Annotated in this window: 18 protein-coding genes; 11 read left to right on the forward strand and 7 right to left on the reverse strand. The window is 62.5% G+C overall.

Going from position 1 to position 17,253, the window contains the following annotated elements:
* Positions 1-80 precede the first annotated feature (80 nt).
* The 3 genes from DKB71_RS14545 to DKB71_RS14555 form a co-directional block, all read right to left on the reverse strand.
* Positions 81-410 carry a hypothetical protein gene (locus DKB71_RS14545; RefSeq protein ID WP_274076709.1) on the reverse strand — a complete coding sequence of 110 codons (330 nt, stop codon included), beginning with the start codon at positions 408-410 and terminating at the stop codon, positions 81-83.
* A 634-nt stretch (positions 411-1,044) separates the two neighbouring features.
* Positions 1,045-1,536 (reverse strand): GNAT family N-acetyltransferase, encoded by a 492-nt coding sequence (locus DKB71_RS14550; protein WP_408600833.1) that lies wholly within the window; start codon positions 1,534-1,536, stop codon positions 1,045-1,047.
* A 39-nt stretch (positions 1,537-1,575) separates the two neighbouring features.
* Positions 1,576-2,469, reverse strand: coding sequence for a LysR substrate-binding domain-containing protein (locus DKB71_RS14555; protein ID WP_408600834.1), 894 nt, complete (start codon positions 2,467-2,469; stop codon positions 1,576-1,578).
* Positions 2,470-2,597: 128 nt separating this feature from the next.
* Between DKB71_RS14555 and DKB71_RS14560 the strand changes: the two genes are divergently transcribed.
* The 4 genes from DKB71_RS14560 to DKB71_RS14575 all read left to right on the forward strand — a co-directional run bounded on the left by DKB71_RS14560 (position 2,598) and on the right by DKB71_RS14575 (position 7,682).
* A complete protein-coding gene (locus DKB71_RS14560) occupies positions 2,598-3,944 on the forward strand; it encodes an NAD(P)/FAD-dependent oxidoreductase (RefSeq protein ID WP_408600835.1) in 1,347 nt (448 codons plus the stop codon).
* Between the two features lie 36 nt (positions 3,945-3,980).
* The gene (locus DKB71_RS14565) at positions 3,981-5,636 is read left to right on the forward strand and encodes an NAD(P)/FAD-dependent oxidoreductase (RefSeq protein ID WP_408600836.1); all 1,656 of its coding nucleotides are present in this window, start codon (positions 3,981-3,983) and stop codon (positions 5,634-5,636) included.
* 4 nt (positions 5,637-5,640) lie between these two features.
* Positions 5,641-6,810, forward strand: a complete 1,170-nt coding sequence (locus DKB71_RS14570) for an NAD(P)/FAD-dependent oxidoreductase (protein WP_408600837.1) — start codon at positions 5,641-5,643, stop codon at positions 6,808-6,810.
* A 74-nt stretch (positions 6,811-6,884) separates the two neighbouring features.
* Positions 6,885-7,682 (forward strand): transporter substrate-binding domain-containing protein, encoded by a 798-nt coding sequence (locus DKB71_RS14575; protein WP_408600838.1) that lies wholly within the window; start codon positions 6,885-6,887, stop codon positions 7,680-7,682.
* An 11-nt stretch (positions 7,683-7,693) separates the two neighbouring features.
* On the opposite strand, the gene DKB71_RS14580 is transcribed toward DKB71_RS14575, so the two are convergent.
* Positions 7,694-8,236 (reverse strand): cytochrome b, encoded by a 543-nt coding sequence (locus DKB71_RS14580; RefSeq protein ID WP_408600839.1) that lies wholly within the window; start codon positions 8,234-8,236, stop codon positions 7,694-7,696.
* A gap of 201 nt (positions 8,237-8,437) precedes the next feature.
* Between DKB71_RS14580 and DKB71_RS14585 the strand changes: the two genes are divergently transcribed.
* The 7 genes from DKB71_RS14585 to DKB71_RS14615 are packed head-to-tail and all read left to right on the forward strand — an operon-like array spanning position 8,438 to position 14,732.
* Positions 8,438-9,115 carry a thermostable hemolysin gene (locus DKB71_RS14585; protein ID WP_408600840.1) on the forward strand — a complete coding sequence of 226 codons (678 nt, stop codon included), beginning with the start codon at positions 8,438-8,440 and terminating at the stop codon, positions 9,113-9,115.
* Positions 9,105-10,586: an AMP-binding protein gene (locus tag DKB71_RS14590; protein ID WP_408600841.1), complete on the forward strand. Its 1,482-nt coding sequence runs from the start codon at positions 9,105-9,107 to the stop codon at positions 10,584-10,586. The genes DKB71_RS14585 and DKB71_RS14590 overlap by 11 nt, the downstream gene beginning before the upstream one ends.
* Positions 10,583-11,257, forward strand: coding sequence for a TenA family transcriptional regulator (locus DKB71_RS14595; RefSeq protein WP_408600842.1), 675 nt, complete (start codon positions 10,583-10,585; stop codon positions 11,255-11,257). The genes DKB71_RS14590 and DKB71_RS14595 overlap by 4 nt, the downstream gene beginning before the upstream one ends.
* Complete coding sequence (locus tag DKB71_RS14600; protein WP_274076714.1) at positions 11,244-12,053, forward strand: SDR family oxidoreductase; 810 nt, start codon at positions 11,244-11,246, stop codon at positions 12,051-12,053. Before DKB71_RS14595 ends, DKB71_RS14600 begins: the two co-directional genes overlap by 14 nt.
* A complete protein-coding gene (locus DKB71_RS14605; RefSeq protein ID WP_408600843.1) occupies positions 12,050-12,694 on the forward strand; it encodes a tetratricopeptide repeat protein in 645 nt (214 codons plus the stop codon). The genes DKB71_RS14600 and DKB71_RS14605 overlap by 4 nt, the downstream gene beginning before the upstream one ends.
* Positions 12,695-12,705: 11 nt before the next feature.
* Entirely contained in the window at positions 12,706-13,368 is a 663-nt protein-coding gene (locus DKB71_RS14610) for a response regulator (protein ID WP_408600844.1), read from the forward strand.
* Complete coding sequence (locus tag DKB71_RS14615) at positions 13,365-14,732, forward strand: ATP-binding protein (RefSeq protein ID WP_408600845.1); 1,368 nt, start codon at positions 13,365-13,367, stop codon at positions 14,730-14,732. Before DKB71_RS14610 ends, DKB71_RS14615 begins: the two co-directional genes overlap by 4 nt.
* A 14-nt stretch (positions 14,733-14,746) precedes the next feature.
* Here the strand turns inward: DKB71_RS14615 and arsH are convergent, their stop codons facing one another.
* From arsH to DKB71_RS14630, 3 genes are read right to left on the reverse strand one after another with little or no spacing between them, the layout of a single operon-like run.
* Complete coding sequence (arsH, locus tag DKB71_RS14620) at positions 14,747-15,448, reverse strand: arsenical resistance protein ArsH (protein ID WP_323608272.1); 702 nt, start codon at positions 15,446-15,448, stop codon at positions 14,747-14,749.
* A 12-nt stretch (positions 15,449-15,460) separates the two neighbouring features.
* Entirely contained in the window at positions 15,461-15,931 is a 471-nt protein-coding gene (locus DKB71_RS14625; protein ID WP_408600846.1) for an arsenate reductase ArsC, read from the reverse strand.
* Between the two features lie 28 nt (positions 15,932-15,959).
* Positions 15,960-17,249, reverse strand: coding sequence for an arsenic transporter (locus tag DKB71_RS14630; protein ID WP_408600847.1), 1,290 nt, complete (start codon positions 17,247-17,249; stop codon positions 15,960-15,962).
* Between the last annotated feature and the right edge of the window lie 4 nt (positions 17,250-17,253).

The following is a 17,253-nucleotide window of genomic DNA, read 5'->3' on the forward strand; positions in this document are numbered from 1 at the left end:
TGGTGGTTAGGAATATCAGGCATTAAAAAAGGCCTGCTCTTTTTGGGAGCAGGCCCTTTTTTTAATAAGTTAAATTCTAATCAGTAGAACCGATCAATCACCCGAACTTCGTTCTGGTTCTGCAGCGAGTCCCAGGCCTGTTTCAGCGTTTGCAGAACATTACCGATGAAGTCCTTGTCGGCTGCGGCTTTCTTGCCGACATAGCCCTGGCCGCGACGGTACATCTTCAGTCGGGCGAGCAGGTTCTCGTTGTTCTGGTCAAACTCCGCTTCATGGGCATGTGGAGACAGGCAGTCGATTTGAACTTCGCCCGACTTGCTGATCCACAGGATATGGCTGTCATGGCTGTCTTTTTGCGCAGCGAACATACGAGCCAGTTCTTCGATAGTTGGTTGATTGTTCAGATTCATCATAAAAACCCCTTGACCATTTGGTGATCTTTCAAAGTTGATTCGCTAATACAGGTAGCCCATCGGTTAGTTGATCCCTGGCACCGAAACCAGGACGTCAGCAGTCGTCCGTCGAAATCGACGGGGTCCCGCGTCTGTTGCATGTAGTCGTGTTGAATAACTGCTACGCAATAGCGTCACAACGAAGAGAAGCGGCGATAACCTTTGGCCCCTGCCGACCTTTTCAGGGTCGGCCACAAGCATCATGAGGATGTATCGCCAGCGCTTCTCGCCCTTGTACTGGACGTTCAGGCCAGGTCAGCTTCTTCAATCTGCCTTGTGGGCAGCGTGTATCCGGAAAAACAGCTCGGCGGTCAGACGAGCTTGCTCAAGCGTGTTGCCAGTACTCCCGATCGGGGAGACGTCTGCATCATGCAAGGGCAAATCGAAGGCGTCAACGGTTTTGTAGTGAATATTTTTGTTCACTACATATTGTCCGACAAAGCTGATTTGGAATTAGAAAGGGAGGGGGCTTGCCGGCGAAGCTCGCGGCGTTACCCGATCTATTGTGGGAGCTGGCCTGCCGGCGATGGCGTCCTTGAGCCTTGTGTTGATCTTTCAAACGCCTTCGCCGGCAAGCCGGCTCCTACAGGTTTTACGGCGTTTCGAAACAATAAACGCTGCACGGCAACCCCTGGATCGACAGCTGATGCAGGCTGAACCTGTTTTGCGTGAGCTCGGGCATCACGGCAGCCCAGAACAGCCGTGCCGGCCGGTTCGCCTCGACATGGAAAATTTGCCATCGACCAGGGAGCCGGTTCAACAGGGTGGACACGACAAATCTGGCGACACCCTGGCCACGAAAGCGCCGACTGACGAACAGGTAACCGATGTTGTGGCGGGCGTCGGGTACATGGGCTTCATCATCCACGGTCACGAATCCGGCCAACTCTCCGTCGACCTTGATCAGAAAAGGCTGGGTCGCGGGTTTTCGCCAGTAGTCCGAGAGGGGCTGTAGACTGAAAAAACCAAGCTCACCCAAGGGCAGCGGCACCCACTCGCTGAAGTCATAGGTGTAGAACTGCATCATGTTTTCAAGGGTCTGCAGCTCATCGCGCCGGGCCGCGTGCAGTTCAATCGAGATCATCTGACAGGTACCCGCCGAGTGCCGTGCAATACAGAGTCATTATGGCCGAATCCTTTCGGCAGCGGCCGCTTCCTGTTCCAGCCACTCGAGGAACTCGCAAAAGCCACTTGAGCGCTTCACCCGCTTGGGATAGACCAGCGTGTAGCGTCCACCGGTGATGATGCTGCCCGAATGCACGCGCACCAGTTGCTGGTTGAGCAGTTCATCGCGGGCGAGAACAGCGTCGACGAGGGCGATGCCCTGGCCACATTTCACTGCGACGATCGCCGACTCCAGCGTATCGAACGTCAGATGCGCGTTATCGACACCGGTTGACCCCGGGTAATACTCATCCCAGCGCCGCCAGTCCAGGCGATCCATGCTCGAATCCACCAGCCGCGCGGTCTTGAGCAGTTCCTGCGGGGTGGTTGCGACGAGCAAGGCCGGCGAACACAGCGGAATCAGTTCCTCTTCCCACAACTCCAGCGCTTCGAAGTCGGGCCAGGTGGCTGTGCCGTACGCGATCATCGCGTCGATCGACTCAAAGGCAAAGTCGGGAAAACGGTGATACACCGTGTCGACACTGACGGTCACTTGCGGATGCAAACGATAGAACGCCGTGAGCCTGGGTATCAGCCAGCGCGCCGCCATGGTCGGATGCGCGCGCAGGCTGACACTCCTGCCCACGGTTGCAAGCATGTGCGAGGCATCCGACAGCAGGCCGATGACCTGCTCGGCGACCGGTACCAGCGATCGGCCCTCGGCGGTGAGCACGATCTTGCGCGTGTGTCGCTCGAACAGGCGGCTATCCAGGCGCGCCTCCAGTTGCGCGACCTGCCGACTCACCGCGCTCTGGCTCAGGTGCAGCAGCTCACCTGCCTGGCCAAAGTTGCCCGTCTTCGCAACCATGAGGAATGCCTGCAAAAGCTCGATCGATGGCAGTTGGCGGCTCATGTTTCTATGCGCTCCTCGCATGGGATTAATGCAGATACATCACTGTAAATTCGCTGGATCGGGGCACATTCTTAGCCGAAACCACGACGCTGCGCCATGCGTCATTCTCAACCCGAGGGTGCCCCCCCATGAACATTGCACAAGCAGCATTGGCTAGCGTGTCGACGCCCGGGGACGAGCGCCTGCCCCGTGAAGCCGACGTGGTAATCATAGGCGGCGGGCTGATGGGGTGTGCGTGCGCTTACTACCTGAGCAAAGCGGGCTCCAAGGTTCTGGTCCTGGAAAAAAGCACCCTGGCGGGGCAGCAATCGTCCCGGGCCTGGGGCTTTGTTCGCCAGCAATCGCGTGACGAAGCCGAAGTGCCGCTGATGCAAGCCAGCATTGAAATCTGGCGCTCGCTGGAGCGCGAACTGCAGGCCGACCTGGGATGGCGCAACGACGGCTGCCTGTTCGTCGCGGGCAATGAGGCCGAACGTGACGGCTACGCATCGTGGCTGACGGTCGCGCGCAGTTTTTCGCTCGACACCGTGATGCTGTCGCCCCGTGAGGTGGCAAAAAAACTGCCGGGATATGCCGTCCCGCAAATGGGTGGCTTGTTTACCGCCAGCGACGGCCAGGCGGAACCCACGCTGGTGGCTCGCGCCTTCGCGATGCGTGCCCGTGAACTGGGCGCACGGATCGTCGAACATTGCGGTGCCAAAGGCATCGATGTTGCCGCGGGGCAAGTGGTGGGGGTCGACACCGAGCGGGGCTACGTGAAGGCGAAAACCCTGGTATGCGCCGCTGGTGTGACGTCTTTTCGCCTGTTGAAGATGCTCGGCATCGACTTGCCGCAGCAGCTGGTCAGGGGCACGGTGGCGCGAACCACGTGCGGGCCGACGCTCAGCGGAATCTCCACGATCGCCAACGGCGTGGGCTTTCGGCAACGGCTGGACGGCAGTTTCAATATCGCCGACGACGCCCATGTCGACGTCGACATGACGCTGGGTCATCTGCGCGCCCTGCATTGGTATGCGCCTTCGCTGTGGGCCCAGCGAAAATCGTTTCGCTTCCATCTGAACGGTGCCTGCCTCAGCGATCTGCACCAGCGCCTGCCGTGGTCGGAGTCGTCAAGGCTAGGCGCGGGAATCCACCTGCGCAATCCACTGGTCAAACCGAATGAAAAAGGCCTGGGCACGGCCATCTGCGCGCTCAAGGCGGCGTTCCCCGGGCAACTCGATACGCAGATCGCCGACCGCTGGGCGGGCGCTATCGACGTCTTGCCGGACGGCATTCCCGTCATCGATGCACAAACCTCGCCGCGCGGCCTTGCCGTCGCCACCGGGTTCTGTGGCCACGGCTTTGCCATGGGCCCGATCGTGGGCAAGACCCTGGCCAACTGGATCGACGCCGGTGATCCGGGGATGGATATGCGCCAGCTGCGTCTGTCGCGATTCGCCGAGGGCGACGTCAAGCCGCCGTCGTCGCTGTTCTAGTCGATACCCACGCGCCTACTTTTTGGGGACAACACCGTGAAACGACCTCTCACGCCAGACATTTACCATGATCCCTCCTCGGTGGCAGGCAAGGCGCCGCCGATCAGCGACGAGACCGATATTCTCATCGTCGGCGCCGGCCCGGCGGGGCTCGCGGCCGCCTTGACGGCCGCCGGGCATGGCCTGCGCGTCACGCTGGTGGACGAAAATCCGGTCCCTTTGGAAACCATGGGGGAGGAGGTGCCGCTGCATTTCGGTGGCCGGATGGGCGCTGCGGTTGCCAACCGCAACAGCGTGCTGCAGAGCCTGCTCGATGCGCGGCCGCAGATCGCCGAGGCGCTCGAAGCCGGGGTTGATGTGCGCCTTGGCGTGGCGGTCTGGGGACTGTTCCCCCAGCAACGCACCACGGCGTGGATCGAGGGCAGCGTCGCGGGCCTGGCCGATGATGAAAACGCATACCTGATGCGTTTCAAGCAGGTGATCGTCGCCGCTGGCAGGCGGGACATGGGCCTGGCCTTTGATGGTTGGCATCACCCCGGTGTCATGGGCGCCAGCGCGGCCTATCGACTGGCGACCCTTTACCAGGCGCTGGACTGTAAGCGCGCTGTGCTGGTCGGCAGCGACACCCAGGCCCTGGCGACGGCCCATGGGCTGATCGGCACAGGTGTGCAGATTGTGGCGATCATTGAACAGGCTGCACAGGTGAGCGGTGATCCAACGCTGCTCCGCTTGCTGGTCGAGCAGGGCGCCCAGGTATTGACCGGGCATGTCGTTCGCGAGGCAAGCGCAGACGTGTTCGGCGTCAAGCGGATGACCGCCGTCGCGGTCAATGCCCAGGGTTTTCCAATCGGCGGGTCTTCGATAGAGATCAAATGCGACACAGTGCTGCTTGGCGTGGCTGCCATTCCCGCGATCGAACTCCTCGAGGCCGCCGGGTGCAGCGTGTCCTTCCAGGGCGACCGTGGCGGCCATGTCCCCGACACCGACCTTTCGCTGCGCACCTCGTTGCCCTTTGTCCTGGTGGCCGGCGATTGCGCCGGTGTCTGGGCCTCGAAAAGCCGTGACGAGGGGATTTCCCGGCGCGAAGGCCGCATCGCCGCGCGCACCGCGCTGGCCGTACTGGGTGTCGATATCGGGCAGTTCGACACCGCGCCGATAGCCGGTGAACCTGTTGGCGACATCGCTACCAATCGCGCGGCGTGGGTACGGGCGTCCACCGTCCATGCCCGGAACGAACCCTTCGTATGCCTGTGCGAAGAGGTGACGGCCGGCGAAATCCTTGGGCAACAGCCACCGCGATATCTCGGCTGGACAGCCGCCGATGCGGGGTTGAAAAACGTCATGCAAAACGACGCGCCCAATCCCGACGTGACCAAGCGCCTGACCCGGGCCTGCATGGGACCCTGTCAGGGACGGCGTTGCCGCGAACAGGTGGCGACCTTGCTCGGCATCGGCGCCGGCCTCGGTGTCGAGACCATTGCCCTGGCTTCGTATCGTCCGCCGGTGCGTCCGTTGTCACTGCATCAGGCAGGGCAGGTCGAGGAAACACCACAGATGCACAGCCAATGGGACGCCTGGTTTGACATGCCGTCGCAGTGGACACCGTTCTGGCTGTGCAGCGGGCAGCAGACTGTCGCCAGGCGAGCGCAAGACATCGCCCGTCCCACCATCGCGCCGCGCAACGAGGACTGACACCATGCAGACAGTCAGTAAATCATCCAACCATGCGTCCGTTGTCATCGTGGGTGGCGGCGTGACGGGATTGAGCGCCGCCTGGTGGCTGGCTCGCGAAGGCGTCGATGCGCTGGTCCTCGAAGCGGGCCTGATCGGCTGGGGCGCCTCGGGTCGTAACGGTGGCGGGTGCTCGCACCACCACAGCCCGCTGTTTGTCGAAGAACAACGGCTGTGGCCGATGATGGATGAGTTGCTCGGTTACCCGACCGAGTATCGCCCGGACCGCATTAGTATCGACCTCACTGAAAAGCAGATTGCACTCGATCAGAAAGTCGCGGATGAAGCCGCCTGGTACGGCTTGCGCGTCGACCGCCTGGATCCTGGGCAGGTTCGTGAACTGGTGCCCTTTGCTGGCGATAACGTGCTGGCGGGCTTCTACTACCATTTTGGCGGGCATGCCAATCCGCACCGCACCCTGCAGGCGTACGCGTGGGCGCTGAAAAATCTCGGTGGTCGCATTCTCGAACACACGCCCGTCGTCGGCATCGAACGCCAGGGCGACCGCGTGACGGGCGTGCGCACAGCTCAAGGCCTGATCAGCTGCGACCACCTGGTGATTGCCGCGGGCCCGCATACCGGTGAACTGGCGGCCCAACTCGGCGTAGACATTCCGCTGGTCACCGCGCGCGCCGAAATGATCGTCACTGAGCCGCTGCCGTTGCTGGAAGTCGGCGGTGTGGATGGCAACGGTCTGTATGGCCGGCAAACCCTGCGTGGCAACCTGGCGTATGGCGGCGGCCCGCACGAATGGGTCGAACTCGCCGACCTGCGCGGCACGCGTGCGCAATCGACGCCGCTGCAATGCAACATCGCCAGGCGACTCGCCGAACTGTTCCCCAAGGTCGCACACAAACGGGTGATTCGCAGCTGGGCGGGGTTCATCGAAAACACCCCGGACGGCCGTCCCGTCATCGATCGCCCCGGCGCGCTGGACAACCTCACGGTCGCGACAATGTCCGGTGTCGGTTTCGGGCTGTCGCCGGCGAGCGGCCATGCCATTCGCGACCTTGTCGTTGACGGCACGTGCAGTTTCGCCGACCTGTCGATCTTCTCGCTGTCACGCTTCACGAGCCTGGAAGCTGACTGGCAAACCCTCCAGGGCTGGCTTCCGCTGCCCGCATCCGCAGGGTAAAAAAGCAGCTTGAATCGCGGTACGCCATTGAACCGTTCTCTGTGCAATCATCCTCCTCCATGAAGGGATCGACCATGAAACGCATGTTCTGCAAACTGGCTTTACTGGCCTCCATCGGCATGTCCCTGTGCTCCTTTACCGCGTCCGCCAACGCCGAGAAAGACACGCTGCGCTTTGGTGTGGCGGCCGAGCCTTATCCGCCGTTCCTGGTCAAGACACCCACCGGGCACTTCACCGGTTTCGAGCCGGACCTGATTCGCGCGCTGTGCGAGCAGATGCAAGCCGATTGCGAGATCAAGGAGGTGGCCTGGGACGGCATCATCCCGGCACTCCTGGCCAACAAGTTCGACGTGCTGTTCAACTCGATGGGGATCAGTCCGGAACGCCAGAAAGTGATCGCCTTCTCGCGTCCGTACTATGAGACGACAGGGGTTTTCGTCGCCGCCAAGGACACCAGCCTGACCCTGACCCCGCAAGGCCTGGCCGGTAAATCCATCGGCGTGCAGGGCTCGACCACCAACGCCGATTTCATCCTGTCCGCCTACGGCAAGACATCGAACATCCGTATCTACAACACGCAGGACGACTGCAATGCCGACCTGCTGTCCGGCCGTATCGACGTCATGTTCCTCGACAAGCTCGGTGACATCGCTTTCCTGGCGTCCGAAGACGGCGCGGCGTACGAGGAGAAAGGCACCGGCAGCGTCAGGATGGACCCCTTGCAATACGGTCTGGGGGTAGGGGCGGGCATGCGCAAGAGTGACACCGCACTCAAGGCCCGAATTGACCAGGCGCTCACGCAACTGCATGATTCGGGCAAGTACACGCAGATATCGCAAAAGTACTTTCCGGTGGATCTCTGGCCACAATAAACGGGTGCGGGTCAGCGCCGCGGCAACATCCGGGTCAAGGTGTTGTCGCGCATGTAGTAATGATGGAACAGCCCCACCGCCGCATGCAGGCCGATCAACCAGTAACCGGCGCTACCGAGCAACTCGTGCCAATACTTCAATTGTTTGGCCAGGTCAGGATCGACCGCCACCGGCGCCGGCAGGAAAAAGCCGAAGTAGGGCACCGGTTTGCCCCCCGCCGCCAGCATCAGCCAGGCCAGTAGCGGGGTGACAATCATCAGCACATACAGGGCCAGATGCATCAGGTGGGACAAACCTGTCTGCCAGGCGGGCAATGCCGGTGTAATGGACGGGCGCGGCGTCAGGCGTGCGAGTAAGCGGATCCAGACCAGCGCAAAAATGCTCAGGCCGAACAGTCCGTGCAAGCCGAGAAACAGGCTCTTGAAGGCATTGCCGCGGGGCAACAGTCCTTTGATTTCGATGCAGCTGTACACGCCAACAAACAGTGCCAGCATCAGCCAGTGCAAGGTGATCGACAGTTTTCCGTAGCGCGGCGCTGTTTTGTCGCGGGTCATATCAGGCCTCGTGAACGTCATTGGCCGCCGATTCATTCGAGCAGCCGGGTCCGGTTGTCATCGAACCGGCGGTCGCCACACTGGCCGTAAACCCTTAAGGAAGTCTGAAGAGCGTTGAGTTGATTTTTTTCTCACCTTCAGACTTCGTTAAGAAACGCTTTGGATACTCCTCCCCAATAGATCCGGGGGAGGTATTTTCCAATGTCCGATTTCAACTGGAATGTTCAGTTGCCGCTGCAGTTTGGCCAGGCCGAAACGCCGCGGTTGCACCTCGCCAGGGCCTTGCCCGACGACCCGCAACGGTGCGCCTTCGAAACCTTTATCCAGCAACGTTTTCGCAAGGCCCACGGCGCCGACATTCGCCATTTCATGCCGGAACTGTTCGGCATGATCGATGCGTCCAATGCGCTCTGTGCCGTGGTCGGTGTACGCCTGGCGAGCACCGGACCGCTGTTTCTGGAGTGTTACCTGGATGAGGCGATCGCTCCGCTGATCAGCGCCACGGCAGACCAGACCGTAGAGCGCTCGGCCATCGTCGAGGTGGGCAATCTGGCCGCCAGCGACACCGCAAACGCGCGCATGAGCATCATCGCGATGACCTACCTGCTGGCCATGGGAGGCCTGGAATGGGTGGCCTTTACCGGCAACCTGGGCTTGGTCAACAGCTTTCATCGCCTGGGTTTGAAGCCCGTGACCCTGTGCGCCGCCGACCCTGCGCGGCTCGGCGATGACCGCCACGCCTGGGGCAGTTACTACGAAAGCAAACCCTGGGTTCACGTTGGCAACATCCGCGCCGGCTTCATTCATTTGCGTAATATCGGGTTGTTCAGTCGCCTGGGTTTGCCGACGTCCAGTGAGGCTTGCTGCCATGTCGCCTGAGCTGGAACTGTTCAAACAGACCCTGCGCAGCCATGCCGAGGATCAGGCAAAGGCCACGGCGTTGTGGGGCGATCAGCTGAAACTGGACTACGCCACGCTGTATGCCCAAGTGATGGAGCGCCAGCAGCGGCTGCGCGATGAGCAGATCGAGGTCGTGGCCCTGGCGCTGGAGAACGGTGTCGAGGCCATGCTCTGGGACCTGGCTGCATTGTTCGCCGGCCTGGCCTGTGTCGCCTTGCCGGGCTTTTTCAGCCCGGCGCAACGCAAACATTGCCTGGAGCAGAGCCGCGCCGAACGGGTCATCGCCGAACCGCACCTGCACGACGAACTGCAAGCGGCTGGCTATCAAAAGGACGGCGACTTCTGGCGCCGTAGTTTCAGCGGCCCGAGTGTGATGCCTGAAGGCACGGCCAAGTTGACCTTCACTTCGGGCACCACCGGTACGCCCAAGGGAGTGTGCCTGAGTGCCGACAGCATCCTGCGGGTCAGCCGCGAGCTGGATCAGGCCAGCAAACCCACCCACCCGCAACACCATCTGGCGCTGCTGCCACTGGCCATCCTGCTGGAGAACATCGGTTGTTATGCCGCGTTGTACGCCGGCGCGACCTTGAGCCTGCCCGGCGCGAAAACCTTAGGGATTGAAGGCGCCAGCGGGGTGAACGTGCCGCAACTGCTGGGGTGCCTGGCCAACCGGGCGCCGCAGAGCCTGATCCTGGTGCCGCAGTTGCTGCTGATGCTGGTCAGTGCTGCCGAACAGCACGCCTTCGACCCACGGCACCTGCGTTTTGCCGCCGTGGGCGGTGCCCGGGTTTCCGAGGATCTGCTGCGTCGTGCACAGCGGGTGGGCGTGCCGGTCTACGAAGGGTACGGACTGTCGGAGTGTGCATCGGTGGTGTGCCTCAACCGCCCACAGGCGCACCGTCCCGGCAGCGTCGGACAGCCCTTGCCCCATGTAGAGATCCGCCTGGCGAACGACGGCGAAGTGCTGATCAAGGGTTGCACCTTGCTCGGCTACCTGGGCGAGGCGCCGCATACCGCGCCATGGTGGCCCAGCGGCGATCTCGGCGAGTTCGACGCCGAGGGTTTTCTCTACCTCAAGGGCCGCAAGAAACATCAGTTCGTCACCAGTTTCGGGCGCAACGTGAACCCGGAGTGGGTGGAGGCCGAATTGACCCAGCGCGGGCTGATCGCCCAGGCCTTCGTGCATGGCGAGGCGATGGCGCACAACCATGCGCTGCTCTGGCCCCATCGCCCCGATTGCAGCGACGAGCAACTGGCTACCGCCGTCAGCCAGGCCAATCAGGCGTTACCCGACTACGCCCGGGTCCATCGCTGGACCCGTCTCGATCAACCCTTCACGGCCGCCAACGGTTTGCTCACCGCCAATGGCCGGCCCCGGCGGGGCGCCATCGTCGAGCGCTACCGGGAGCAACTCAGTGAATCCGCATTTTCCGAGGAATCCGCACCATGAGTTTTTTTGACAGGCTGCAAGAAGCCACACAGCAACAACGCACTGAGCTGTTCAACGTGCCGATCATCCGTGATGCCCTGGAGGGCAACGTCAGCCTGGACAGTTACCAGGCCTTCCTGGCGCAAGCCTATTACCACGTGCGCCATACCGTCCCCTTGATGATGGCCTGCGGTGCGCGCCTGCCGTCGCGACTGGAATGGCTGCGTGAGGCGGTCTGTGAATACATCGAGGATGAATACGGCCACGAAAAGTGGGTGCTCGATGACATCGAAGCCTGCGGCGGTGACAGGGATACTGTGCGCACCGGGCGTCCGTCCATGGCGATCGAATTGATGGTCAGCTTCCTCTACGACCTGATTGCCCGGGGCAACCCGGTGGGGCTGTTCGGCATGGTCAACGTGCTCGAAGGCACCAGCATCGCCCTGGCCACCCAGGCCGCCGACAGCATCCGCGAACGCCTGGATCTGCCGCAAAGTGCCTTTAGCTACTTGAGTTCCCACGGCTCACTGGATATCGAGCACATGCAGACCTACCGCCGACTCATGAACAGGCTGGAAGATCCGGACGACCAAGCCGCCGTCATTCACGCCTCCAACGTGGTCTACCGGCTGTACACCGATATGTTCCGCGGCCTGCCGCATGACGGGGAGAGCCGGCATGCGCCTGTCTGAAGCCCGCGTGGTGTTGACCGGCGCCAGCGGCGGCATCGGCCTGGCCATTGCCACGGCCCTGTGCGCCAGTGGCGCCCGGGTATTGGCCGTGGCACGCAATCGGCAACCGCTGGCGGCGCTGCTCGAGCAGTACCCGCGCAACCTGTTCTGGATCGGCGCTGACCTGACGCTGCTCGCCGAGCGCCGAGAAGTGCTGGCGGAGGCCGAAAGCATCGGCGGTATCAACCTGCTGATCAATGCCGCCGGGGTCAATCATTTCGCCATGCTCGAACAGCTGGACGACAGTGAGATCAACGCGATGCTGGCGGTGAACATCAGCGCGCCGATCTGCCTGACCAAACTGCTGCTGCCACTGCTCAAGCAGGCCGACAGTGCCATGGTGGTCAACGTCGGTTCAACCTATGGCTCCATCGGATACCCCGGCTACGCCAGCTATTGCGCGACCAAATTCGCCCTGCGCGGATTCTCCGAAGCCCTGCGCCGGGAGCTGGCGGACACCCGGGTCAGCGTACTCTACGTCGCCCCCCGCGCCACCCGTACCAGCATGAACAGCCCGGCGGCCCAGGCGCTCAACGATGCGCTCAAGGCCAATGTCGACGATCCGCGGGCGGTGGCAGCTTCCGTGATTCACGCCATCGCCGGTGACCGTCGTGACCTTTACCTGGGCTGGCCGGAGCGCTTTTTCGTGCGCCTCAACAGTCTGCTGCCGCACCTGGTAGACCGCGGCCTGCGCAAGCAATTGCCGCTGATCCGCCACCTGAGCCAGAAACCCGACGAGGAGAAACTCAAGCCATGAAAAAGATCATCACCTGCCTGCTGTGCGGCGTCTTGAGCCAGAGTGTCTGGGCGCTGGATGCCGCCGACCAGCAACGCCTCAACGGCATCCAGCAAAGCTGGGCGCACATCCAGTACGAGTTGCCAGAGGATCAACGCACCGCGGCCTTCGAAAAACTCGCCGCGCAAGCTGCAAGCTTTACCCAGGAACGCCAGGCAGTCGCAGAGGCCTGGATCTGGTCCGGTATCGTCACCAGCAGTTGGGCCGGTGCCCAAGGCGGGCTCGGGGCGCTGGGCAAGGTCAAGGCGGCCAGGGCCGACCTGGAAAAAGCCCTGACCCTGGACCCCAAGGCCCTGCAAGGTTCTGCCTACACCAGCCTTGGTGCGCTGTACGACCGGGTGCCGGGTTGGCCCATTGGTTTTGGCGACTCGGACAAGGCCGAACAATTGCTCAAGGTGGCCTTGCAAATGAACCCCAACGGCATCGACAGCCTGTACTTTTGGGGCGATCACCTCTACCGTCAAAAGCGTTACGTCGAGGCCAGGGCCGCCCTGCAAAAAGCCTTGCTGGCCGCGCCGCGTCCCGGCCGCGAAAGCGCCGACGCCGGGCGGCGCAAAGAGATTGAAACGCTGTTGGTGGACGTGAACAAGAAACTCGGCTGACAGGAGTCCGTGTGCGCTTATTACTGATAGAGGATGACGTGGCACTCGGCGAGGGCATTCACCAGGCCCTCAGTCGAGAAGGCTACACCGTCGACTGGTTGCAGGACGGCAGCAGCGCCTTGCACTCGCTGCTCAGTGAAATCTTTGACCTGGCGGTACTCGACCTTGGCCTGCCGCGCATGGACGGCCTCCAGGTGCTCAGGCAGCTGCGCGACAGTGGCTCCAACCTGCCGGTGCTGATCCTGACGGCACGGGATGCCACCGAAGACCGCATCGCCGGGCTGGATGCCGGCGCCGACGATTACCTGATCAAGCCGTTCGACCTGGCCGAACTGAAAGCGCGCATACGGGCGCTGCTGCGACGCAGCGCCGGCCGTGCACAAGCGCTGATCGAACACGCCGGCATCAGCCTGAATCCAGGCACCCAGCAAGTCAGCTACAAGGGTGAGCCCGTCGCCCTGACACCCAAGGAATACCAGTTGCTCCACGAATTGCTGTCGCCCCCTGGCCGGGTGATGACGCGCGATCATCTGATGCAGTTGCTCTATGGCTGGAACGAGGAGGCCGAAAGCAACACCCTGGAAGTGCACATCCATCACCTGCGCAAGAAATTCTCCACCGAGCTGATCCGCACCATCCGCGGGATCGGCTACCTGGTGGAGGAGCGCCGATGACCTCGATCAGGCGTCGCACCCTGACCTTGATCATTGGCCTGATGCTCGCGGGCCTGACGGTGATCAGCGTGCTCAACCTGCACGACAGCAACCACGAAATCGCCGAAGTCTACGATGCCCAACTGGCCCAGAACGCGCGCCTTCTGCAAGGCGTCATGCGCATGCCCCTGGCGAGCCAGGAGCATGCCGATCTGTACCGGGCCTTCAATCAGGCGCTGAGCGAGGCGGCGCCCAGGGTCGACGGGCATCCCTATGAATCGAAGATTGCCTTTCAGGTCTGGAACTTCAAGGGCGAGTTGCTGGTGCACACGGCGAGCTCACCGTCCTTCAGTGCGCCACCGGTTACCCCGGGCTTCAGCGATGTAGTCGACCTGAAAAACCGGCATTGGCGCGCCTTCCTGCTCGAAGACAAACAAAACAACCTGCGCATCTGGGTGGGCGAACGCGACGACGTCCGTTCGGACCTGGTCGATCGGATCGTGAGTCACACGCTGTGGCCCAATGTCCTGGCAAGCCTGATGCTGGCCGCCATGATCTGGCTGGCCATCGGCTGGGGATTGAAGCCTCTGGTCGATATGGCGGCCAAATTGCGGGCCAGGCAGCCCGGCTCACTCGAGCCCCTGCAATTGACGCCGCTGCCCACCGAGCTTGAACCGATGCAGGCCGCCCTCAACCGCATGCTCGCGCAAATCCAGGAAGTCATGGGGCGCGAGCGGCGCTTCATCGCCGACGCCGCCCACGAAATGCGCACGCCCCTGGCGGTGCTGCGGGTGCATGCGCAAAACCTGATGGAGGCGGGCAGTGACGCGGAGCGGCGCGTATCCCTTGAACACCTGATTGCCGGTGTCGACCGTACCAGTCGACTGGTCAACCAGTTGCTCACCATGGCGCGTATCGAGCCCAATCCCGGCACGCAACCGCCTGCCCCCATCGACCTGGCCGCCACCGTTCGCGACAGCCTGATCCAGCTGACGCCCTGGTTATTGAGCAAGGACCTGGAACTGGTGTTCGACGTCAGTGACGACATCGGCCTGGTGCGGGTAGACCCCGCCGCGATTGATATCGCCCTGAACAACCTGGTCACCAATGCGGCGAACTTCTCACCGCTGCATGGACTCATCAGGGTCACGCTGGCCGCCAGGCAAAACGTCCTTGAGTTGTCCGTCGAAGATGAGGGGCCGGGCATCAACGAGGACGATCGCGCTCGGCTGTTCGAGCGTTTCTACAGCCGCGGCAATGACCAGGGAGCAGGGCTGGGGCTGACCATCGTCCAGGCCATTGCCGATCGCCTGGGTGGGCAAATCAAACTGGAGAATCGCAGCCCCACAGGCTTGCGCGCCACGCTGGAAATTGGCCGCGCATAAACCCGGCATTGCCTTCAGAGGGAACGCTGGTTGACCCGGGCCATGAGCTGCTCGGCGGTCTCCTTGCGTTCAGAGTAACGATCCACCAGGAACGCCTGGCGATCACGCAGCAGCAGGGTGAATTTCACCAGTTCTTCCATCACGTCGACGACCCGGTCGTAGTACGGGGATGGCTTCATCCGGCCCGCCTCATCGAATTCCATATAGGCCTTGGGCACCGAGGACTGGTTGGGGATGGTGAACATGCGCATCCAGCGCCCCAGCACACGCAGCTGATTGACCACGTTGAACGACTGCGAGCCGCCACACACCTGCATCACCGCCAGCGTCTTGCCCTGGGTCGGGCGAACGGCGCCGAGCTCCAGGGGCACCCAGTCGATCTGCGCCTTGAACACGGCCGACATCGCGCCATGGCGTTCCGGCGAACACCAGACCTGGCCTTCCGACCACTGCATCAGCTCACGCAGTTCCTGGACCTTGGGGTGGGCGACGGGCGCATCGTCGGGCAGCGGCAAACCGGACGGATTGAAGATGCGCGTCTCGGCGCCGAAGTGCTCCAGCAGGCGCGCGGCTTCTTCGACCAGCAGGCGGCTGAACGAGCGCTCCCGGGTCGAGCCGTACAGCAGCAGGATGCGTGGCTTGTGCGCACTGGGCTGGTTCGGCATCTGCGGGCCGTCGAACAGCGTGAGATCGAGGTTGGGAAGGTGGTCTGACATTTTTCCTCCTGCTCAGAGCGAGCCGATTCGATCCAGCTCGCGTTTCAGTTCATCGCGGCTGATAGTGTTGAAGGGCAGGGCGAGGAAGGCCTTGCAGCGTTGTTCGATGCGCGCCAGGGTGGCGCGGAAGGCGGCGTCGACCAGCGCTTCATCACCCACCACATCGGATGGATCTTCCAGGCCCCAATGGGCTTTCACAGCCTGGCCGAAGTACACCGGGCAGGATTCACCCGCCGCCTTGTCGCACACGGTGATGACGATGTCTGGCAGGTTGCCCTCGAAGGCGTCATTGCCCTTGCTGCTCAAGCCGTCGATAGCAATGCCGGCCTGTTGCAGGGTGACAAGACTGCGCGGCAGCACCTGGCCCTTGGGAAAACTCCCCGAACTCACCGCTTCGAAACCGTGCGGCGCCAGGTGATTGAACATGGCCTCGGAAAGGATGCTGCGGCAGCTGTTGGCCGTGCACATGAACAGGACTCGCATGGATTTGCTCCTGCCGCTCACGGCGGCGTCAAAGACTCAGGCTCAGGCGCAGCGCCAGGGCCGAAAGGGTGATCAACAGAACCGGAAGGGTCAGCACGATGCCGATCTTGAAGTAGTAGCCCCAGGTGATGCGCACGCCCTTGCGCTCGAGCACATGCAGCCAGAGGAGGGTGGCGAGACTGCCGATGGGGGTGATCTTCGGGCCGAGGTCGCAGCCGATGATGTTGGCGTAGATCATCGCCTCGCGCACCACGCCGTCGGCGCCGCTGCCCTGGATCGACAATGCGCCGATCAAAACGCTGGGCATGTTGTTCATCACCGACGACAGCAGCGCGGACAGCAGGCCGGTGCCGATGGCGGCGCCCCACAGACCGTAGTCGGCCAGGCGGTCGAGCACATCGGTGAGCGAATCCGTCAGCCCTGCGTTCTTCAGGCCATACACCACCAGGTACATGCCCAGCGAGAACACCACCACCTGCCAGGGTGCCTCGCGCAACACGCGCCGGGTGGAGATCCGGTGACCCTTGGCCGCCACCGCGAACAGAATCGCCGCACAGGCCGCCGCGACCGCGCTGATGGGAACGCCCAGCGGCTCCAGGACAAACAGGCCGACCAGCAAGCCCAGCAACGTCCACCAGCCGACGACAAAGGTGGCGCGGTCGTGAATCGCCGTTTCCGGCGCCGGCAGCGCATCCACGTCATAGCGCGGTGGCAAGTCCCGACGGAAGTACAGGAACAGCACCAGCAGGGTGGCGGCGACGCTGACCAGGTTCACCGGCACCATCACCGACGCATACTCGGCAAAACCCAGCCCGAAGTAGTCGGCGGACACGATGTTCACCAGGTTGGACACCACCAGCGGCAGGCTGGCGGTGTCGGCGATGAACCCGGCAGCCATGACGAACGCCAGGGTCGCGGCGGGCGAGAAACGCAGCGCCAGCAGCATGGACATGACGATGGGCGTCAGGATCAGCGCCGCGCCGTCATTGGCGAACAGCGCAGACACCGCCGCGCCCAGCAGCACGCAAAACGCGAACAAGCGATAGCCACTGCCCTGCGCCCAGCGCGCCACATGCAGCGCGGCCCATTTGAAGAAGCCGGCTTCATCCAGCAACAGGCTGATAATGATGATGGCGATAAAGGTCGCGGTCGCGTTCCAGACGATGGCCCACACCGTGGGAATATCCTGCAGCGACACCGCACCCACCGCCAACGCGATGATCGCACCGGCCGCGGCGCTCCAGCCCACACCAAGCCCCTTGGGTTGCCAGATGACCAGAACCAGGGTGAAGACAAAAACAGCAAAGGCAATCAGCATCGAA

It is taken from the genome of Pseudomonas sp. PLMAX (assembly GCF_046042685.1).
Lineage (GTDB): Bacteria > Pseudomonadota > Gammaproteobacteria > Pseudomonadales > Pseudomonadaceae > Aquipseudomonas > Aquipseudomonas putida_AE.